17 protein-coding genes are annotated in these 20,119 nt (G+C 39.7%); all 17 read right to left on the bottom strand.

Annotated elements, in window-relative coordinates; all coding sequences use genetic code 11:
• Positions 1 to 52 precede the first annotated feature (52 nt).
• Positions 53 to 994, bottom strand: coding sequence for a riboflavin biosynthesis protein RibF (ribF, locus tag FD29_RS00005; protein WP_057886936.1), 942 nt, complete (start codon positions 992 to 994; stop codon positions 53 to 55).
• Positions 995 to 1,006: 12 nt separating this feature from the next.
• Positions 1,007 to 1,918, bottom strand: a complete 912-nt coding sequence (truB, locus tag FD29_RS00010; RefSeq protein ID WP_057886937.1) for a tRNA pseudouridine(55) synthase TruB — start codon at positions 1,916 to 1,918, stop codon at positions 1,007 to 1,009.
• Positions 1,919 to 2,019: 101 nt separating this feature from the next.
• Positions 2,020 to 2,379 (bottom strand): 30S ribosome-binding factor RbfA, encoded by a 360-nt coding sequence (rbfA, locus tag FD29_RS00015; RefSeq protein WP_057886938.1) that lies wholly within the window; start codon positions 2,377 to 2,379, stop codon positions 2,020 to 2,022.
• A 218-nt stretch (positions 2,380 to 2,597) separates the two neighbouring features.
• Complete coding sequence (gene infB / locus FD29_RS00020) at positions 2,598 to 5,492, bottom strand: translation initiation factor IF-2 (protein WP_057886939.1); 2,895 nt, start codon at positions 5,490 to 5,492, stop codon at positions 2,598 to 2,600.
• 13 nt (positions 5,493 to 5,505) lie between these two features.
• Positions 5,506 to 5,802 (bottom strand): L7Ae/L30e/S12e/Gadd45 family ribosomal protein, encoded by a 297-nt coding sequence (locus FD29_RS00025; protein WP_057886940.1) that lies wholly within the window; start codon positions 5,800 to 5,802, stop codon positions 5,506 to 5,508.
• Positions 5,802 to 6,110, bottom strand: coding sequence for an RNase P modulator RnpM (gene rnpM, locus FD29_RS00030; RefSeq protein WP_186810606.1), 309 nt, complete (start codon positions 6,108 to 6,110; stop codon positions 5,802 to 5,804). Before rnpM ends, FD29_RS00025 begins: the two co-directional genes overlap by 1 nt.
• 15 nt (positions 6,111 to 6,125) lie before the next feature.
• On the bottom strand, positions 6,126 to 7,346 hold the full coding sequence (gene nusA, locus FD29_RS00035) for a transcription termination factor NusA (RefSeq protein ID WP_057886941.1): 1,221 nt from the start codon (positions 7,344 to 7,346) through the stop codon (positions 6,126 to 6,128).
• A 10-nt stretch (positions 7,347 to 7,356) separates the two neighbouring features.
• Entirely contained in the window at positions 7,357 to 7,830 is a 474-nt protein-coding gene (rimP, locus tag FD29_RS00040) for a ribosome maturation factor RimP (protein WP_057886970.1), read from the bottom strand.
• Positions 7,831 to 7,948: 118 nt separating this feature from the next.
• Complete coding sequence (locus FD29_RS00045) at positions 7,949 to 12,250, bottom strand: PolC-type DNA polymerase III (RefSeq protein ID WP_057886942.1); 4,302 nt, start codon at positions 12,248 to 12,250, stop codon at positions 7,949 to 7,951.
• Positions 12,251 to 12,290: 40 nt separating this feature from the next.
• Positions 12,291 to 13,997 (bottom strand): proline--tRNA ligase, encoded by a 1,707-nt coding sequence (locus tag FD29_RS00050; protein ID WP_057886943.1) that lies wholly within the window; start codon positions 13,995 to 13,997, stop codon positions 12,291 to 12,293.
• A 13-nt stretch (positions 13,998 to 14,010) separates the two neighbouring features.
• Complete coding sequence (gene rseP / locus FD29_RS00055; RefSeq protein ID WP_057886944.1) at positions 14,011 to 15,279, bottom strand: RIP metalloprotease RseP; 1,269 nt, start codon at positions 15,277 to 15,279, stop codon at positions 14,011 to 14,013.
• 19 nt (positions 15,280 to 15,298) lie between these two features.
• Complete coding sequence (locus FD29_RS11545) at positions 15,299 to 16,093, bottom strand: phosphatidate cytidylyltransferase (RefSeq protein ID WP_057886945.1); 795 nt, start codon at positions 16,091 to 16,093, stop codon at positions 15,299 to 15,301.
• An 18-nt stretch (positions 16,094 to 16,111) separates the two neighbouring features.
• Positions 16,112 to 16,855, bottom strand: a complete 744-nt coding sequence (locus FD29_RS11550; RefSeq protein ID WP_057886946.1) for an isoprenyl transferase — start codon at positions 16,853 to 16,855, stop codon at positions 16,112 to 16,114.
• A gap of 8 nt (positions 16,856 to 16,863) precedes the next feature.
• Complete coding sequence (gene frr / locus FD29_RS00070) at positions 16,864 to 17,421, bottom strand: ribosome recycling factor (protein ID WP_057886947.1); 558 nt, start codon at positions 17,419 to 17,421, stop codon at positions 16,864 to 16,866.
• The gene (gene pyrH / locus FD29_RS00075) at positions 17,411 to 18,145 is read right to left on the bottom strand and encodes a UMP kinase (RefSeq protein WP_057886948.1); all 735 of its coding nucleotides are present in this window, start codon (positions 18,143 to 18,145) and stop codon (positions 17,411 to 17,413) included. The genes frr and pyrH overlap by 11 nt, the downstream gene beginning before the upstream one ends.
• A gap of 169 nt (positions 18,146 to 18,314) precedes the next feature.
• Entirely contained in the window at positions 18,315 to 19,193 is an 879-nt protein-coding gene (tsf, locus tag FD29_RS00080; RefSeq protein ID WP_057886949.1) for a translation elongation factor Ts, read from the bottom strand.
• Between the two features lie 75 nt (positions 19,194 to 19,268).
• The gene (rpsB, locus tag FD29_RS00085; protein ID WP_057886950.1) at positions 19,269 to 20,066 is read right to left on the bottom strand and encodes a 30S ribosomal protein S2; all 798 of its coding nucleotides are present in this window, start codon (positions 20,064 to 20,066) and stop codon (positions 19,269 to 19,271) included.
• Positions 20,067 to 20,119: the final 53 nt, after the last annotated feature.

Here is a 20,119-nt window from a genome sequence, read left to right on the forward strand (position 1 = left end):
GTACGTACGGTGGTGTGAGAGGTCGGTAATTAAAAGTTACCTCCTACTCGATTTATTTATTATTATTTTTTAAAATCTTTAACGCATTCGTTTTATCAAGTTCTAGTTGGTTGATCAAACCTTGAGCACTGTCAAATTTAACTTCACCACGCAAATAAGCATCCCACTCCAATTTTACATGTTGATCATAAATATCCTCATCAAAGTCGAAGATATTAGTTTCGATCGTTACGCCAGTGTTCTCTTTGAAAGTGACGTTGTAGCCGACTGAGGTCATCGAATCATGCCACGTGTCGTTGACTTTGATTCGAGTAGCATAAACGCCAATGGCCGGGATCAACTGCTCGCCATCGACTGACAGATTAGCTGTCGGATAGCCTAATGTTCTGCCTCGTTGCAAGCCATGGACCACAATGCCTTGATTTTGATAATTGTAGCCTAAGAATTTATTAGCTGTGGCGATCTCATCGTGCAAGATGTATTCTTTGATCGCACTGGAACCAATTTTTTTACCGTCGATAAGTTGTTCAGGAACCGTCACAGTCTCAAACTTACCTTTTGCATATTGGGGCAGAGTTTGCATGTTCGCAATATCCTTTTTGCCATAAGTATAATCAAATCCAGCCACGACATATTTAGCTTTCAAAGCGATCATATACTGGTCAACGAATTCTTGGGGCTTCAAACTAGCAAAATCAGTACTGAATTCAACAAAATACAATTCATCCACACCGAGTTTTTCGACCAATTCAGCTTTGCGTTGCATAGTTGATAAATATTTATAATTTTTTTCATGTTGATAGACAGTTCGAGGCGAACGGTCAAAGGTCAATAAAACTGACTTCAAATTGTGTTCATGTGCCAATTTAACGCCAGTTTTGATCACCTTTTGATGACCCAGATGTACTCCATCGAAAAAGCCCATGATCAAGACGATTTCTTCATCCGGTCGTTGCGCTGAACCTAACGGATGTTTCACATTTATAATCTGCATTTTTAATCTCTTTTACTTATTATTCAATAGCATCAAATCAGGTATCCACATATCTCTTACTTTATCATACTTGTAAAGTGCTTTAGTCACACCGTTACGCATTGCCCGTAATTGTTTAGTCTTATCCGCTCCATCAACTGCCTCTAAGAAACCACCGTGCAAAACTCTTACTTCCCACTCGTCATCAGTCAATTCATGGAAAGGCACATCTTTCAAGACATCATCGATCGTTTTGATAAAACTGTGGTCGTTGTTTTCCATCATCGTTTCGATTTGCCCCAAAGTAAACGTTTCGCCAATTTTAAAGCCAGCACTTTCTACTCGAGTCAACTGTGACATAAAGGCTGGATAACCCAGTAGGTGGCCAAATTCAACCGCTAGAGTTCTGACATAAGTTCCTTTAGAACATTGCACGTGGAATTTTAATTTTTGATAGCCCGTTGTCTCATCAAAAACTGGTTCACCCATAATGTGAAAATCATAAATATGGATATGTCTTTCGGGACGCTCTACTTCGAGTCCGGCTCGGGCATATTCGTATAGTTTTTTACCATTGACCTTTACTGCAGAAAACATCGGTGGAATCTGCGTCAAGTCTCCGGTCATCTTTTGGAAAGTTTCATTGAGTTCTTCAGTCGTGAACGCTTTGGTGAGCTTCTTCTCTTCAACTGTATCGCCTTCACGGTCTTCTGTCGTCGTTGAGCGGCCCAATGTGATCTCGCCTTCATATTGTTTAGAAGAGCCTGTGAGCGTGTTGACTAGCTTAGTGGCCTGTCCCACACAGATAGGTAAAACACCGTCTACCAAAGGATCTAATGTCCCTGTGTGGCCAATTTTTCTAGTATGTAAAACTTTTCGTAATTTATAAACATAGTCCGAACTTGTTTGACCAATTTCTTTATTTAATGGAATTACTCCGTCCATAATGAATCCTCATCTCATCGTAATATCATAATAATTTTACTAGCTATTCAAAGAAAAAGGTAGGCAAATCAAATTCCGATTTACCTACCTTCTTAATTGTTCTAACGATTTGCTTCGTCCTGGTGCATCTTAGCAATCAACTTATCGATCTTTTCGCCGTAGCGTACTGAATCATCTTGCTTAAATTTAAGTTCAGGAACCTTGTACAAAGTTAGCTTCTTGCCTAATTCTCTTCTAATAAGTCCGGTAGCTTTATCTAATCCGTCTTGAGTCTTTTCAACATCACTAGCTTTCTCAGATAGAATGCTGTAATAGATGGTTGCTTCTTGCAAGTCACCTGTCATCTCAACACCAGTTACGGTAACGCCTTGAACTCTTGGGTCACGAACACGTTTCAAAAGAATATCATTGACTTCTTTTTGAACTTCTTGTTCGACACGACCAATTCTATGTTTGACCATATTTACCCTCCTACTTGGTAATTTTCGTTAATTATTCATTAACCTAATTAAGACACTTTTTTAATCATCACTGTTAGATTATATCACATATCGTTTCAAATCCCTTATTGTACAACGTAATTTGAGATATAAAAAAACAGCTAGACCAATTGTGATCTAACTGTTTTTTGCAACGAGTTACGAAATCTAACTTGTTGTACTTTTTAATCATTAAATTACTACTTAACTGGAACTTCTTCCATAACGTAAGCTTCAACTTCATCGCCGATCTTAATATCGTTGTAGTTTTCGATTGTGATACCACATTCGAAGCCTGAACCAACTTCTTTAACATCGTCTTTGAAACGTTTGAGTGAGGCAAGTTTACCTTCCATGACAACAACGCCATCACGGATAAGTCTTACGCCACTGTCACGTTGGATCTTACCACTATTTACATAACAACCAGCGATAGTACCGATCTTAGAAACATTGTATGTTTCACGGACAGTCAAGTTACCAGTAACTTTTTCTTCGTAGACTGGTTCAAGCATACCCTTCATGGCTGCTTCAACTTCATCGATAGCCTTGTAAATAACACGGTGTAGACGAATATCAACATTTTCATCCTTAGCTTGTACTTTAGCTTGAGCAGTTGGACGAACGTTAAATCCAATGATGATAGCATTACTTGCAGCAGCAAGGTTAACATCACTTTCAGTAATAGCACCAACGGCTTGGTGAATGATATTGACACGAACGCCTTCAACATCGATCTTTCTCAAACTTCCGGCAATGGCTTCAGCAGAACCTTGAACATCGGCTTTAATAATAACGTCGACTTGTTTAAGTTCTCCTTCTTTCATTGTTTCGAACAAGTTATCAAGTGTTACAGGGTTAGTATTTTGACGTTCCTTTTGAAGAGCACGACTAGCACGTTCTTCACCAGCAGCACGAGCTGTCTTTTCATCATCGAAGACAACGAACTTGTCGGCTGATTCAGGAACATCGTTTAGGCCTGTAATCTCAACTGGTTCTGAAGGTAAAGCTTTCTTGATTTCTTTACCCTTGTAGTTTGTCATAGTTCTAACACGACCGAAGGTATTACCAACAACGATTGGATCACCGACGTGCAATGTACCTTGTTGATCCAATAGAGTGGCAACTGGTCCACGACCCTTATCCAACTTAGCTTCGATAACAGTACCGATAGCTTTTTGCTTAGGGTTAGCTTTCAATTCCAAAACATCAGCTTCAAGCAAGATCATTTCTAGCAATTCATCGATGTTTGTTCCCATTTTAGCTGAGATATTAACAAAGATAGTATCCCCACCATAATCTTCAGGAACAAGGTCATACTTCATAAGTTCTTCAGTAACGTGTTGTGGGTTGGCACCTGGCTTATCGATCTTGTTGATAGCTACGATGATAGGGTCATTTGCGGCCTTAGCATGGTTGATAGCTTCAACTGTCTGTGGCATAACACCATCATCAGCTGCGACAACTAAGATAACGATATCAGTAATATCAGCACCACGTGCACGCATGTTTGTAAAGGCAGCGTGTCCTGGAGTATCCAAGAAGGTGATCAATCTGTCCTTTAGACGAACTTGGTAAGCACCGATATGTTGAGTAATACCACCGGCTTCGCCTTCAGTAACGTGTGTGTGTCTCAAGTGATCAAGCAAGGTTGTCTTACCATGATCAACGTGTCCCATGATAGTAACAACTGGTGGACGTGTAACAAGGTTTTCTGATGTATTAGCTTCAGCTTCGAAGTACTTGTCGATATCGGCAACATCTTCTTGAACCTTTTCTTCAGCCTTAATACCGTAATCTTCAGCTAACAATTCAATGGTATCTTTATCCAATGACTTGTTTTGGTTGATCATAATACCAAGCATGAACAACTTCTTAACGATTTCAGCTGGTTCTCTGTGAATCAACTTACCAATATCTTGAGCGTTCATACCCACTGTGTATGTAAGTGTTTCTGGCAATGGACGATCTTTTCTTTGTGGCATTGGTTTCTTAGGTTCGGTACGTTGACGTTGTTGACGTTTACGTTCCTTCTTCTTCTTACGTGAACCGAATGGGTTAGCAAGATTTGTCTTGTGGCCAAAGTCACGTGTATTGTTCGTTGGCTTTGATTTTTTGTATTCTGGCTTTGGAACATTTACGTTTGCTACTGGAGTTGTCTTAGCAGCTTCCTTGTTATTGTGTGAAGCAGCTGGACGTGCAGTGTTGTTATTAGGTCTGTTATTTTGGTGATTGTTGTTACGATTATTCGTACTGTGGTTATTATTGTTGTTACGGTTGTTGTTATAACGATTTTCACCATTCGTTGTATTAGGACGGTGATTATTGTTATTTCTGTGAGCATTGTCAGTGCTTCCTGGACGAGTGCTGTTCTTGTGGTTATTGTTGTTTCTAGTTGGATGACTAGGAATACGTGAAGCATCTTGAATATTTGTCTTAAATTGTTCTAGATACTTGTTACCAGCACTTTGTCTTGGACGTGGAGCTTGACTTTGAGTCATGCGGTCGCGTCGGTTGTTGTTGCGGTTACGATTGTCACGTGATTGCGTATTGTTGCGGTTATCGTTTGAACGATTGCGGTTATCACGTGATTGTGTGTTGTTACGATTGTTGTTGTTACTATTGTTAGTAGCGTTGTTACGATTGTTAGTAGCGTTGTTACGGTTATTGTTGTTGGCAGTACCATTGTTAGGACGGTGATTATTATTATTGCTGTTTGGACGATTACTGTTGGATGTGTGATTATTGTTGTTGCGATGGTCAAAGTGACCTTTACCCTTATTAGCATCTCTTCTTACAGCAGTAATCTTAATCTTAGTCTTGTGGTCACCTGAATTTTGATTACTACCTTCGTGTTTGCCTTCGGCAGACTTAGCTGGCTGTGTAGGTCTAGGTTTTGAAACAGGTTTAGCAGCTGGTTTAGTTGCTGGTTTATTTCCACCCTTTAAATTACTTACGATTTTCTTTTCAGCACTTTCATCTACTGATGACATATGGTTTTTAACATCAATACCTAATTTTGCGGCGGCATCGAGTACTACTTGATTCTCAACACTATTTTCTTTTGCAATAGTATAAATTCTCTTTTTGACCATCCTATCACTCTCCTTAATTGTCCATAATTTCTTTTAACCTTTTAGCAAATCCGAGATCTATTATTCCCATAACTTTTCTGTCTCTTCCAATAGCCGTTTTTAATACTTCACTATCGAGCGTATCTACCACAGGTACATTATAATAACTTGCCTTATTGTGCAAATCTTTTTTCGTTCGGTCACTACAATCGCTTGCCATGACAACTAATTTAACTTCACCTTTGCGGATGCCGTTGATAGTTATTTCAGTTCCACTAATTACTTTACGAGCTCTAACTGCCAGCCCCAATAAGTTTAAGAAAGCATTCATTAGTGTTTCTTACCTAGATCTCCGAAAAGATCCATTCTTGCTTTTTGATGATCGACAAAGTCGAACAACTCATCATAGAATTCACTTGGTACAGCATGTGAAAATACTTTTTCCAATGACTTCTTAGATTTTGCAGTTTTAATGGCTTCAGGATCCAGACCAACGTAAGCACCACGGCCAGGTTTCTTTCCGGTTGGATCGATCGAAATATTGCCTTCTTTATCTTTGACAATTCTTACCATTTCTCTTTTTGGATACATCTTATTTGTCAAAATATCTTTACGCATTGGTATCTTACGAGTTGCCAAATCCATCACCCCTTTTTAGTTTTCTGTATCAGTTGAATCGGTTGAATCATCTGAGTCAGTATCTGTATCATCAGTTGAATCGTCTGCAGCTGGGTTCTTAGCGTCATCAGCATTAGCAGCGTTTTCTCTTGTTTTATCAATATCAATCTTGCCACTTTCGATATCATCAATGTCAACATCTTGATCGTTGTCATCAACGAATTCTACTTGTGATTCTGGTTTGATATCAATCTTGTAGCCAGTCAATTTAGCAGCTAAGCGGGCATTTTGACCCTTCTTACCAATAGCAAGTGACAAGTGATAGTCAGGAACAATAACGATACATTGTTTCTTATCACGTTCGTCAAATTGAACTGCAATAACTTCGGCTGGGTTCAAAGCATTGGCAATGAAGTCAACTGGGTCATCAACGTAAGGTACGACGTCAATATTTTCACCGTGTAATTCGTCAACGACTGCTTGTACACGAGCACCCTTTGGTCCCACACAAGTACCGACAGGATCAACATCAGGGTTGTCTGACTTAACAGCAATCTTCGTCCGGTCACCAGCTTCACGGGCAATTGAGACGATTTCAACTGTTCCATCATAAATTTCAGGAACTTCTTGTTCAAATAGACGCTTTACCAAACCTGGATCAGTTCTTGAAACGAAGACTTGTGGACCTTTAGTAGCGTTCTCGACCTTTGTCACATAAACTCTGATTCTATCACGAGAGTTGTATGTTTCTCCAGGCATTTGGTCAGACTTAGGCATAACTGTTTCGATCTTGCCAAAAGTGATGTAAACATAACGATTGTCGCTACGTTCAACGGTTCCTTGAATGATTTCGTGTTCATACTGACTGTATTCATTATAAATGATATCACGTTCAGCTTCACGGACACGTTGCATGATAACTTGCTTAGCAGTTTGTGCGGCAATACGACCGAAATCTTTAGGCGTTACTTCATCTTTGATGTGATCGCCGACTTCATAACCTTTACTCTTTTGTTGAGCATCTTCAAGACTTACTTCTAGACGGTCATCGACAACTTCATCAACGACTTCTTTGACTGCATAAACATGTATATTACCCTTTTTAGCATCAAATTCAACATCAACGTTTTGGGCTTGATTGTAATTTCTCTTATAAGCAGCAACTAAAGCGGCCTCTAATGATTCAATGACGTATTCTTTTTTAATACCCTTTTCGCTTTCAAGCGCATCAAGGGCCTCAACCATTTCTTTACTCATGATTTTCTCCTTAGAATTCGATTGCAAGTCGAATCTTAGCAATGTTGTCACGGCTAATTTCTACTTGTTTCTTTAAATTCTTAACTTTAACGATCAAAGTTATCTTGGTATCTGTTACTTCAGTCAGAGTTCCTTCAAAAGCTTTTTGACCATCTTGTTTTTGATAGAGTGAAACATGAACATAATCGTCAACATTATCTAATAAACTTTCATCGTTCTTCAATGGACGTTCTGCGCCGGGAGAAGAAACTTCTAGATAGTAAGCAGGATCGATTGGATTCAACTCATCTAATTTCTCTCCGTATTCCTCACTGATCATAGCACAGTCATCAATTGTGATGCCGCCCTTCTTGTCAGCGTAAACTCTCAAATACCAATCTCCACGTTCGTGAATGAACTCCAAATCAACGAGATAAAAATCGTGTTGATCCAAGATTGGCTGTAAAATGGCTTTTAATTCTTCAACTTTTGTATCCAAGGACATTCCTCCAAAGTAATCGGCAATAAAAAGAGTGAGCATCTCTGCTCACTCATTAATCAATAATTAACTAATAGTTAATTTAACATATATTTACCCTTAAATCAACTTATAACAACCATACCTAGAACAATGATAACTGATTTTCTTCTGGCATGCCATCCAAAACATGATTTTCTGTCATGTATTCGATAACAGTTTTAGAAACTTTACCACGAGTACCTAGATCTTGTTTTGACAAGAATGGTTGTTCCTCACGGGCAGCGATAATTTGTTTAGCAACGTTATCACCCAAACCAGGAATCGCATTGAAGGGAGCTAGTAACGTGTGGTCGTCAATGATCTTAAATTCAAAAGCTTCTGACTTTTCAATATCGACCATCTTGATCTTGAAACCACGTTCCAAACATTCGTTAGCTAATTCCAAAACCGTTAAGAGGTTCTTTTCCTTCGTTGAAGCGTCCATCCCTTTATCATTGATAGCCTTCATCGAAGCTTTGACAGCATCTTTACCAGTCGCCATCGCCACTAAATCAAAGTCGTCAGCTCTAACGGTGAAGTAAGCACTGTAATAATAAAGTGGATAGTGAACTTTAAAGTACGCAATTCTCAATGCCATGATGATGTAAGCTGTCGCATGGGCCCGGGGGAACATGTACTTGATCTTCAGACAAGAATCAATGTACCAATCAGGTACATCAGCATCTTTCATCGCTTGTTTCCAATCATCCGGAATACCACGTCCCTTACGAACATGTTCCATGATTTGGAAGGCCATCTGTGAATCCATACCATAGTGAATCAAATCCATCATGATATTATCACGACAGCCAATAACATCTTTCAGCGTAACGATACCTTTATCGATCAACTCTTCCGCATTACCTAACCACACATCTGTTCCGTGAGATAAACCAGATATCTGCAACAATTCGGCAAAGGTCGTTGGGTGAGTTTTCTCCAACATGCCTCGAACAAAACGCGTTCCAAACTCGGGAACACCCAAAGTACCGGTCTTAGAAAAGATCTGTTCTGGCTTGACTCCTAGAGATTCAGTACTCCGGAACAACTCCATGACTCCAGGATCTTTGACCGGAATAGTCTGGGGATCGATGCCTGACAAATCTTGGAGCATACGGATCATTGTCGGATCATCATGTCCCAGAATATCCAGTTTCAAGATATTATCGTGGATCGAGTGGAAATCAAAGTGAGTCGTTTTCCAAAGAGCTGTCTGATCATTAGCTGGGAATTGAATTGGCGTAAAATCGAAGATATCCATATTATCTGGCACAACGATAATACCAGCTGGGTGTTGACCAGTTGTCCGTTTGACCCCAGTTGAACCCATAGCCAAGCGAGTTTCTTCAGCGTTGCGGAAATTTTGGCCAGTCATTTCTTCGTAATTCTTAACGTAACCAAAGGCTGTTCTATCAGCAATCGTACCGATAGTTCCGGCCCGGAATACGTGGTCTTCCCCAAACAATACTTTCGTGTAGTTGTGGGCGATCGGTTGATAATCTCCCGAGAAGTTCAAATCAATATCCGGAACCTTATCACCTTTGAAACCTAAGAATGTTTCGAAAGGAATATCTTGACCATCTTTTTCTAGCTCTGTACCACACTTGGGACATTCTTTGTCAGGCAAATCAAAACCTGAACCGTATTCACCTTTAGTATAGAATTCGGAATACTTGCACTTAGGACAACGATAATGTGGTGGCAACGGATTACATTCGGTGATACCGATCATCGTGGCCGCAAAACTGGAACCAACTGAACCACGGGAACCAACTAAGTATCCATCTTTATTTGATTTGAAAACCAATCGTTGAGCAATCAAGTAAATAACAGAGAATCCATTACCGATGATACTTTTCAGTTCTCGATCCAAACGGTGTTGAACTAACTCTGGCAACGGATCTCCATACAACTCATGCGCCTTGCCAGTTGCCAAAGTCCGCATTTCTTCTTCGGCACCTTCCATTCTTGGCGTATAGAGCTTGTGTTTGACCGGAGAAATATCATCGATCGAATCCATCAACGCTTTAGGATTGTCAACGATGATCTCTTGAGCCGTCTGTTGATCCAAGAAATTGAATTCATCGAACATCTCATTAGTAGTTCTAAATTGAACATCAGGCAATTCCGGACGACGACCCAAAGCATTACTCTTAACCGCTTTGATAACGATATCTCGATAAACTTTATCGGTCGTATCTAGATAGTGGACATCCCCAGTAGCGATGACTGGTTTATTCAATTCCTTACCTAACTTGATGATATTTTCTAGGATCTCTTCTAGTGCTTTTTCATCTTTGATGATCTTGATGTCGATCAGATGTTGATACAACGTCTTTGGCATAACTTCCAAATAGTCGTAGTACTGTGCCATTTCACGCGTATCGTCATAACCTTTTTGCATCATGCTAGTGAAAACTTCGCCATTCTCACAAGCTGAACCAACTAAGATACCTTCACGATATTTATTCAAGAGTCTTCTAGGAACACGAGCCGTTCGATAGAAGTATTGCGTCATTGAATAAGAAACGATTTTGAAAAGGTTCTTCAAGCCATCTTGAGTCTTAGCTATCAAAGTTGCATGTGTCGGACGTGCTTGTTTGTATGCTTCTTCCCCACCGATGTTGTCGTTTAATTGGGAAACGTTATTAGTGCCAAACTTATCTTCCAATTCGACGAACAACTTGTACATCAAATAACCAGTTGTTTCGGCATCTGAATCAGCCCGGTGGTGGTGTTCCAAAACAATGTTGTAACGCTTAGCCAAGGAATCCAATTTGTGGTTCCGATATTCCGAGTGTAGCGTACGTGACATTTCCAAAGTATCGATCACCGGCATTGCCAAACGTGGCCGACCCATTCGTGTCAAAGCGACATTCATAAAGCCCATATCAAAAGTTACGTTGTGACCAACTAAAATATCGTCGCCGATAAAGTCCATGAATTTGGAAATTATCACCGTCTCATCCGGAGCATTCTCCACCATTTCATTAGTGATACTTGTTAAATTAGTCGTTACTTCTGACAGTGGGTGCCCAGGATTGATAAATTCATCGAAACGGTCGATCACTTCGCCATTGAGCATCTTCGTCGCACCAATTTCAATGATCGAATCGTAAACAGCCGATAATCCAGTCGTTTCAGTATCGAAAATGACATATTCAGAGCCTTCGAGTTTTTGGTCACGCAGATTATAAGCAATCGGATTGCCTTCATCGACAAGATCAACTTCGACTCCATAGCCAATTTTAACGCCAAACTTTTGTCCAGCTGTATAAGCTTCTGGAAAGGCTTGCAAGGCGTGATGATCAGTGATTGCAATCGCTGGTTGGCCCCATTCGCTAGCCCGCTTGATCAAATCAGTTGCACTGGGAATAGCGTCCATTTGACTCATATTAGTGTGCGCGTGAAATTCAATTCGTTTGTTATCCTCTTCAGCGGTATCTTTACGTGATTCGTGTTTGATAACGTTGATATCATTAGCCATGATGACTAATTCACGAGAGAAATTATCCTCTTGAACATTTCCACGTACCCGGATCCAAGCACCTTTGTCCAAGGATTCAAAGAAAGCCTCATCTTCTTCACCGTTAGAAAACTTCTTAATACTAAACGATGACGTGTAGTCAGTAACTTGCATGATCAACAGTGAACGCCCTGACTTGAGCTTGCGCACTTCCATGTCGAAAATGTAGCCTTCAACGACTTTGTTACGATCTTCTTCAATGATATCGACCATCTGAGTGATCTCTTGGTCATTAGGAATCTTGCGGCCAACTTTTGAAACATTACCGACTGGTTTGGCAGCCTTTTTCTCACTGACTTCTTTGGCCTTAGCTTGGAATTCCTTAGCCTTTTGGGCATTGGCAGCTTTCATGGCTGCCTCTTTTTCTTGAGATTTGTTCTCATCAATATTGGTTCTGATCTTAAAATCAGGAAAACCTAAACTGCTGTATTCCGACTGCAAGCCATTGACTAATTTGCCATCAACGAAGTCAGCCATGAAACCATTAGAGACATCCAAGAAAACTTGACCGTTTTCCATATGTGGTGGCGTCTGACTGATTTTGTCCAAAACCATTGGCGAATCGACATTGCAGTCATTTAAAACATAATTCCAATAATCCTTGATGAGCTTTTCGCTCAATTCAGTGTTCGTCGTTTTGATCTCAAAATTTACTTGAGCGATACCTTCAAAACTAGCTTTCAAAGCTTTGACAAAAATCAAGAATTCATCAAATGGCAAAACGTTAGGAAATTCAAAAAAGAAAGTCCAGCGTTTACTATTCTTATGGACTTCCAGTTTGTTCAATTGTCCATCAACAAAGGAAGCACTCGAGTTCAACAGTTTGTCTAACTTGATCTGTTTCACTAGAATTTCAAAAAGTTGTTTTGTATCTGCCATATTCTACCTTTCAAAAAATAAAAAAAGGCCTAAGCCTCATTTACTGATTCTTAAGCAATATTTTTACTGAATTTACTAATTCATCTTTACTTACTTCAATTGTTTCACCAGTACTTCTGATCTTAAGTTCAACAATTTCGTCCGCAGCCTTTTTACCAACTGTAATTCTAATTGGAATACCGATCAAATCGGAATCGGCGAACTTAACACCAGGACGTTCTTTACGGTCATCGAGCAAGACATCATAGCCTTCGTTTTGAAGCAATTCAACGATCTCATCGCTCAATTTACCTTGAACATCATTGTTGTACTTGATTGGCACAACGTGCACTTGATATGGAGCCAAACTTACAGGCCAGATCAAACCATTTTCATCGCTGTGTTGCTCAATAATGGCTGAAAGCAATCTAGAAATACCAATTCCATAACAACCCATGATCAATGGATTTGACTTACCATTTTCATCCAAGAAGTTAGCACCAAGTGCTTTAGAGAACTTAGTACCAAGCTTGAAAATATGACCAATTTCGATTCCACGTGTGAATTTGATGTGACCGTGTCCGTCAGGTGAAACTTCGCCTTCTTTGATAACACGGAAATCTCTAAATTCAGGTGTTTCGTCAGTAATATCTTCAAAGTTAGCGTTAATAAAGTGACGATCCTTCTTGTTAGGTCCCACAACAAAGTTCATCAAACCGACGAGTGAACTGTCATAAAGAACTTTGACATCATCATCCATACCCTTAGGACCGATAAATCCAGGTACACTGTGGAAGACATCCGTTACTTCTTCAGGAGTAGCTTCACGCAAGAAGTCAACGCCTAAGTAGTTCTTGATCTTAACGTCATTAGCTTCGTAGTCGCCACGGATCATAACCATTACTGGTTTCTCATCAGCCATATAAGCTACAGCCTTCATGATTCTTGATGGTTCAACTTTTAGAAGAGCAGCCAAAGTATCAATTGTATGAACATCTGGCGTATCGACTTCTTCAAGCTCCTTTTTATCTTCCTTAGGATTTTCTTCCATCTTACTTGCAGCCATTTCTAGGTTAGCAGAATAATCACTGTCATCTGAGTAAGCAATTATATCTTCACCGATATCAGCTACGGCAGAAAATTCTTTAGAATCAGTTCCACCCATGGCACCAGCATCACCAATGATTGCCCGGTAGTTCAAACCGCAAATATCAAAGATATTACGATAAGCTTGTTCCATTTGGTTGAAGATGACATCCAATTGTTCTTTGTTAGCTGTAAATGAATATGCATCCTTCATCAAGAACTCACGGCCACGCAATAGACCATTTCTAGGACGATCCTCATCACGATACTTTTCTTGCATTTGATACAAGACAAGTGGCAACTTCTTGTAACTATTCAAACCTTCTTTTACAACACTTGTAAAAGTTTCTTCGTGCGTAGGGCCAAGAATAAACTCACGGTCATGACGATCCTTTAATTTAAAGAGATTGTCACCATAAGTTTCGTAACGACCACTTTCCTTCCAAAGATCAGCTGGCAAAATATCAGGCATTTGCATTTCAACAGCGTCAACCTTTTCCATTTCTTTGCGCATGACAGCTTCGATCTTACGAATTACTGACCATGCCAATGGCAAGTATGCGTACATACCAGCAGCGACTTGTCTGATATAGCCGGCTCTTAACATCAACTGATGACTGACTGCCTCAGCGTCTGAAGGAGTTTGCTTCAAGGTTGGAATATATAATTTTGATTGTTTCAAGTTCTTTGTCCCCCTATTTTATAAAGAAGCGCTGGATATCGTTCCAAGTAACAGCGACCATCAATAATACCAGAATCCCCACACCAATCAATGTAATAACATTTTCATACTGTTCTGGAATTGGTTTTCTTCTAATTGCTTCAACGATGTTCAAAAGAATCTTCCCACCATCTAGAGCTGGAATTGGAATCAAATTGACGATTCCTAAGTTCATTGACAACATCGAAGTGAAGAAAATAATGTTGATGATACCAGTTGATGCTACTTTGGAAGTCATTGAATAGATTCCCACTGGTCCTGACAGCTGGTTGATATTGAATCCACCAGATACCATTTTACCTAGAGCGTGGAAAATCGTTAGTGACGTACTCCAGCTATATGTAAAGCCATACTTGATCTTGCCCATTGCGCTTGAATCCATCTTTGGCATGATACCAATCAAGCCATACTTTTGGCCTGAGGATTTCACCGTCTTAGGGGTAACTTTAACTTGTTTTGTTTCCTTAGCGGATTGAACTTTTAAAGTTAGCTTTTTACCTGGATTGTTTTGAATTTGTTCTGACAATTCAGTCCAAGAATTGGTTTTAACATTATTAACACTTAAAATCTTATCGTTTGCTTTTAATCCAGCTTTTTGAGCCACAGAGTTCTTTTGAATCTGGCCAAGTTGATTCGTACCAGTTCCGACTGAGCCCATCATGAAAGCAGCCAAAATGGCAGCTACGATTGCTAGAATAAAATTATTAAATGGTCCAGCAAAGTTCGTGATCATACGTTTCCAAACTGAAACTGACTGTAATTGAACGTCACGGGGTGCAATTTGAACTTCCGTGCCATCTTCTTCAACGATTGTCGCATCATGATCAACGGAATACTTTTTAGTGACGGTCTCGTCGCCGTTTTCGTATCCTTCGATTACTAGATCATCTACAAGATCAGCCTTAGAGATTTGTACTGGAACCGCGTTTGCATCATAAACCTTACTTGAAGTTATTATCTTAGTTACTTTGTTATCATCATTTAAAACTAAAGATGCCATCGTTCCTGGTTGAATTTCAGAGTCATCTTCTTGGGCGCCAGCCATTCTGACATAGCCACCTAACGGCAACAATCTCAAAGTGTACGTCGTATGATTCTTTCTGTACGCCACGATTTTAGGACCCATTCCAACTGAAAACTCACGGACTAAGATTCCTGATTTTTTAGCGGCATAGTAGTGTCCAAATTCGTGCACGATCACCAAAATTCCAAAAACGATTATAAATGTAATTATCGCGGTCATTTTAACCTCCAGGTGCTACTTAAACTAAACCAAATACATGTAATAATGGTAGCACGATCAACATGCTATCAAAGCGATCCAAGATCCCACCGTGTCCCGGCAAGATATTTCCTGAATCTTTAACGCCATAAAATCTCTTATAAGCTGATTCGATCAAATCGCCCATTTGTCCCATGATTGAAAGAACAAAAGCGATGATCAACATCGTTACGATCGAATATTCTTGTGGTACAAAGATCATGTAAACTCCGGAAAGGATCAAAGCCATAACGATACCGGCAACGGTTCCCTCCCAAGTCTTATTAGGACTAATAGCAGGCCATAACTTGTGACGACCGATCTTTCTACCGAACGTATAAGCAAAGATATCCGTTGACCAAACGACGATCAAGGCGTACATCAACAAGCCTAATCCAGCGGCTGAATTTCTTACAGCAGCTAGATAGTGGAATCCAGTTCCAATATAAAGCATTGATACAACTGAAATACCGACATCTTGGAAATTAAATTTATTCTTTGTCAATACAGTGATAACTAACAAGATGACCGAAAAGACGTAGAACAAGTCTAGTCTAGTAAAACTCTTTGGAAACCAGCCGTTATAAAAACTATCTGGTACTACCAAAGCTGCGGTACCTAAAATCGTGACCAAAAAGTCTATGGAAACGATGATTCGCTTACGCATGATATAAATTTCAAATACACCAACTAAAGATAAAGCTACGGCTGCAACTTCAAGCCAAATGCCACCTGCAAGCAATATGGGAATAAAAATTGCCAATGCAATAACGGCAGTGATTACACGTTGTTTCATAATTTTCCCCCAAACTAACTAAATGGATCCAAAACGACGATCACGTCGATCGAATTCTTTAATGTCCTCAACCAAATTGTCGACTGAGTATTCTGGCCAATAAGTCTTATCAAAAACCATTTCTGAATAAGCTAATTGCCACAACATAAAGTTAGAGATTCGTTCCTCTCCACTTGTTCTGATCAAAAGATCTGGATCTGCCAGATCTCCTAGTTGATTAGTCAATAACTGACCTGCAAACATTGCATCATCGATCTTAACAGGATCTATCGATCCATCAGCCGCTTTGAGTGCCAAATTTTTGGCAGCATTGACGATCTCCGCACGGCCACCGTAATTAAAAGCAAAGTTGAGGATCATGCCAGTATTGCCCTTAGTGTCCTCAACAGCTTTCAAAACCACTTTCCTAGTTCTATCAGGTAAATGATCAGTAAACCCAGTTACTAATACTTTAATATTTTCTTTAATCAGATCCGGCATAAAGGTTCCAAAAAAGTCCACCGGCAAGCGCATTAAGAAATTTACTTCTTTACTTGGGCGGCTCCAATTTTCAGTTGAAAAGGCGTACAGGCTCAACACCTTCACGCCTAAATGACTGGCAGCAGTAGCAATCGTTTTGACATTGTTCATGCCCTCTTTGTGTCCAGCAATTCTGGGTTGGCCCTTTTTCTTAGCCCAGCGTCCATTGCCGTCCATAATGATTGCCACATGCTTAGGAATAGATGCTTCGGGATCTAAACGTTTCCTAATATCATCTGTCATACAGATTATTACCCTTCAGTAATTTCTTTTTCTTTATCAGCAGCTACTTGATCGATCGAAGCAATCGCATCGTCAGTTACCTTTTGAACATCTTTTTCAAGTTTTCTTTGTTCGTCTTCAGTGATATCGTTGGCTTTCAATTGCTTCTTCAAATCATCCATAGCTTCACGACGGACGTTTCTAACTGCAATACGGCCACCTTCGGCTTCTTTACCAACTTGTTTAGCAATTTCTTTTCTACGTTCACCAGTTAGTTGTGGAATGACCAAACGAATAACGTTACCGTCATTAGCTGGGTTCAAACCAAGGTCTGATGAGTTGATAGCGTGTTCGATGTCATCTAGTGATGATTTGTCATAAGGTGTGATCAAAAGCACACGGGCTTCAGGAATGTTGATTGAAGCAACTTGATTCAATGGTACTTCACTACCGTAGTAAACTACCTTGACGTTGTTAAGGATCGAAGCATTAGCCTTACCGGCACGAATATTGCTCAATTCTCTTTTCAAAACGTCAATTGACTTAGTCATATTTTCTTTTGCTTTAGAAATAGCTTTATTTGTCATCATTACCACCCTTTATAATTGTTCCGATATTTTCACCTTGAACAACTTTCTTGATGTTTTCTGGCTTGTTCAAGTTGAATACGATCAATGGAATATTGTTATCCATTGACAATGATGAAGCAGTTGTATCCATTACACCGAGGTTCTTATTGATAATATCAAGTTGGGTTAATTCTGAATACTTCTTAGCATTTGGATCTTTCTTAGGATCAGCTGAGTATACACCATCTACGTCGTTTTTAGCCATCAAAATGACATCAGCTTCGATTTCAGCTGCACGTAAGACAGAAGTAGTATCAGTTGAGAAGTAAGGATTACCAGTACCACCAGCAAAGATCACGACACGACCCTTTTCAAGGTGTCTAACGGCCTTTCTTCTGATGTATGGTTCAGCAACTTGACGCATTTCGATTGAAGTTTGAACACGTGTAGGTACACCGATGTGTTCAAGACCATCTTGTAAAGCAAGACCATTCATAACTGTGGCCATCATACCCATGTAATCAGCCTGGGCGCGGTCCATACCCATTTCGGCACCAGTTTCACCACGCCAAATGTTACCACCACCACAGACGATAGCAACTTCAACGCCTAAATCGTGGACACTCTTGATTTGTTCAGCTATCTTCTTGATAACTGGAGGATTAATTCCAAAACCTTTTTTTCCGGCTAAAGCTTCACCAGAAACTTTTAAGATTATTCTTTTATACTTGATATCAGGCATAAGTACTCTCCTTTAATTTTGCTATTAAATATTTTAACATATTCGAAACACTAAAATTATCTAAAGACTATTTTTAAATAAAAATTGCCCAGATACAACCCTTTATACAAAGAAAAGGTCGTTTAATTCAAAATGAATTAAGCGACCTTTCTGGAAATTGTGTAATTTATTAGTTATTCATTTGGTTCTTTACTTCTTCAGCAAAGTCTTCTTGTTTCTTTTCGATTCCTTCGCCAACTTCAAAGCGGACGAATGAAACTAATTTACTGTTCTTTGATTCAACGAATTGTTGAACAGTCATATCTGAATCCTTAACAAATTCTTGGTCAGCCAAACTAATTTCTGACAAGTACTTGTTTACACGGCCTTCAACGATTCTTGGGATGATCTTTTCAGGTTTACCTTCAGCCTTTGTTTCTTCAGTAAAGATAGCCTTTTCGTGTTCCAAAACATCAGCAGGAACTTGATCACGATCCATATACTCAGGGTTGATAGCAGCAACGTGCATAGCAACATCCTTAGCAGCATCTTCGTCAGAACCTTCAAGGGTAACAATAGCACCGATCAAGCCACCATTGTGTAGGTATGAGCCGAATACTTGTGAATCAGTCTTGTCAAGAACTTTGAAACGTCTCAAGCTGATCTTTTCACCGATAACAGCTGTTAAGCCTGTGATAGCATCGTTAACAGTACCGTCATCTAATTTAAGAGCCAAAGCTTCATCCATGTTCTTAGGTTCGTTTTCAACGATTGCCTTAGCAACGTCGTTAACGAGCTTGATGAACTTGTCGTTTGATGAAACGAAATCAGTTTCTGAGTTAACTTCGATAATAGCAGCCTTGTTACCTGAAACTTCGATGTGTGTCAAACCTTCAGCAGCAATGTTTCCACTCTTCTTAGCGGCTTTGGCGATACCCTTTTCACGAAGTAAGTCAACAGCTTTGTCCATATCACCGTCAGCAGAAACCAATGCCTTTTTAGCATCCATCATACCAACGCTTGTCTTATCACGTAATTCTTTAACTTGAGCAGCAGTAATTTTAGCCATTCGTAAATCCTCCAGTCGTATAAATAAAGCCATCTTACTCAGACGGCTCTATTTTACGGATATTATATTTTATTATTATTTGTTATCGTTGTTGTTTGTTGCGTTTGCCAAATCTTCGATAGACTTGTCATCAGCAGCTTCTGTGTCATCATCTTTTTGATCAGCAAAGTCAGCGTCAGTAACGTTTTCTTCACCTTGTTTACCTTCGATGATAGCGTCAGCCATCTTAGAAGTGATCAAACGTACGGCACGGATAGCGTCATCGTTTGAAGGGATGATAACATCGATAGGATCTGGATCTGTGTTTGTATCAACCATAGCTACGATAGGAATGTTAAGTTTCTTAGCTTCGTTAACAGCAATGTTTTCCTTGTGAGGGTCAACAATGAACATAACATCAGGAATTCTTGGCATATCTTCGATACCACCAAGGAATTTTTCTAACTTAGCTTGTTGTTTTGTAAGCAAGGCAACTTCCTTCTTAGGTAGACGTTCGAATGTACCATCAGTTGACATAGCTTTGATTTCTTTTAATCTCTTGATACGTGTTTGGATTGTGTTCCAGTTAGTCAAAGTACCACCTAACCAACGGTGGTTAACGTAGTATTGACCGGCACGTGTAGCTTCTTCAGCAACAGCATCTTGAGCTTGTTTCTTTGTACCAACGAATAAGAATACTCCGTTGTCACCGGCAACAGCTTTCATAAAGTTGTAAGCATCGTCGATCATGCGAACTGTCTTTTGTAAATCAATGATGTAGATACCATTTCTTTGTGTAAAGATAAATGGCTTCATCTTTGGGTTCCATCTTCTAGTTTGGTGACCGAAATGTACACCGGCTTCTAGCAATTGTTTCATAGAAATAACTGACATATTTAGTTCCTCCTGGTTTTTACCTCCACCCAAGTCAATTTTGGTTGAAACGC

The organism is Companilactobacillus mindensis DSM 14500, assembly GCF_001434275.1.
GTDB lineage: Bacteria > Bacillota > Bacilli > Lactobacillales > Lactobacillaceae > Companilactobacillus > Companilactobacillus mindensis.

Coding starts and splice junctions, on each gene's coding strand:
- ribF (WP_057886936.1), bottom strand. CDS start 994: ATGCAGATTATAAATGTGAAACATCCGTTAGGTTCAGCGCAACGACCG.
- truB (WP_057886937.1), bottom strand. CDS start 1,918: ATGGACGGAGTAATTCCATTAAATAAAGAAATTGGTCAAACAAGTTCG.
- rbfA (WP_057886938.1), bottom strand. CDS start 2,379: ATGGTCAAACATAGAATTGGTCGTGTCGAACAAGAAGTTCAAAAAGAA.
- infB (WP_057886939.1), bottom strand. CDS start 5,492: ATGGTCAAAAAGAGAATTTATACTATTGCAAAAGAAAATAGTGTTGAG.
- FD29_RS00025 (WP_057886940.1), bottom strand. CDS start 5,802: ATGAATGCTTTCTTAAACTTATTGGGGCTGGCAGTTAGAGCTCGTAAA.
- nusA (WP_057886941.1), bottom strand. CDS start 7,346: ATGAGTAAAGAAATGGTTGAGGCCCTTGATGCGCTTGAAAGCGAAAAG.
- rimP (WP_057886970.1), bottom strand. CDS start 7,830: ATGTCCTTGGATACAAAAGTTGAAGAATTAAAAGCCATTTTACAGCCA.
- FD29_RS00045 (WP_057886942.1), bottom strand. CDS start 12,250: ATGGCAGATACAAAACAACTTTTTGAAATTCTAGTGAAACAGATCAAG.
- rseP (WP_057886944.1), bottom strand. CDS start 15,279: ATGACCGCGATAATTACATTTATAATCGTTTTTGGAATTTTGGTGATC.
- FD29_RS11545 (WP_057886945.1), bottom strand. CDS start 16,093: ATGAAACAACGTGTAATCACTGCCGTTATTGCATTGGCAATTTTTATT.
- FD29_RS11550 (WP_057886946.1), bottom strand. CDS start 16,855: ATGACAGATGATATTAGGAAACGTTTAGATCCCGAAGCATCTATTCCT.
- frr (WP_057886947.1), bottom strand. CDS start 17,421: ATGACAAATAAAGCTATTTCTAAAGCAAAAGAAAATATGACTAAGTCA.
- pyrH (WP_057886948.1), bottom strand. CDS start 18,145: ATGCCTGATATCAAGTATAAAAGAATAATCTTAAAAGTTTCTGGTGAA.
- tsf (WP_057886949.1), bottom strand. CDS start 19,193: ATGGCTAAAATTACTGCTGCTCAAGTTAAAGAATTACGTGATAAGACA.
- rpsB (WP_057886950.1), bottom strand. CDS start 20,066: ATGTCAGTTATTTCTATGAAACAATTGCTAGAAGCCGGTGTACATTTC.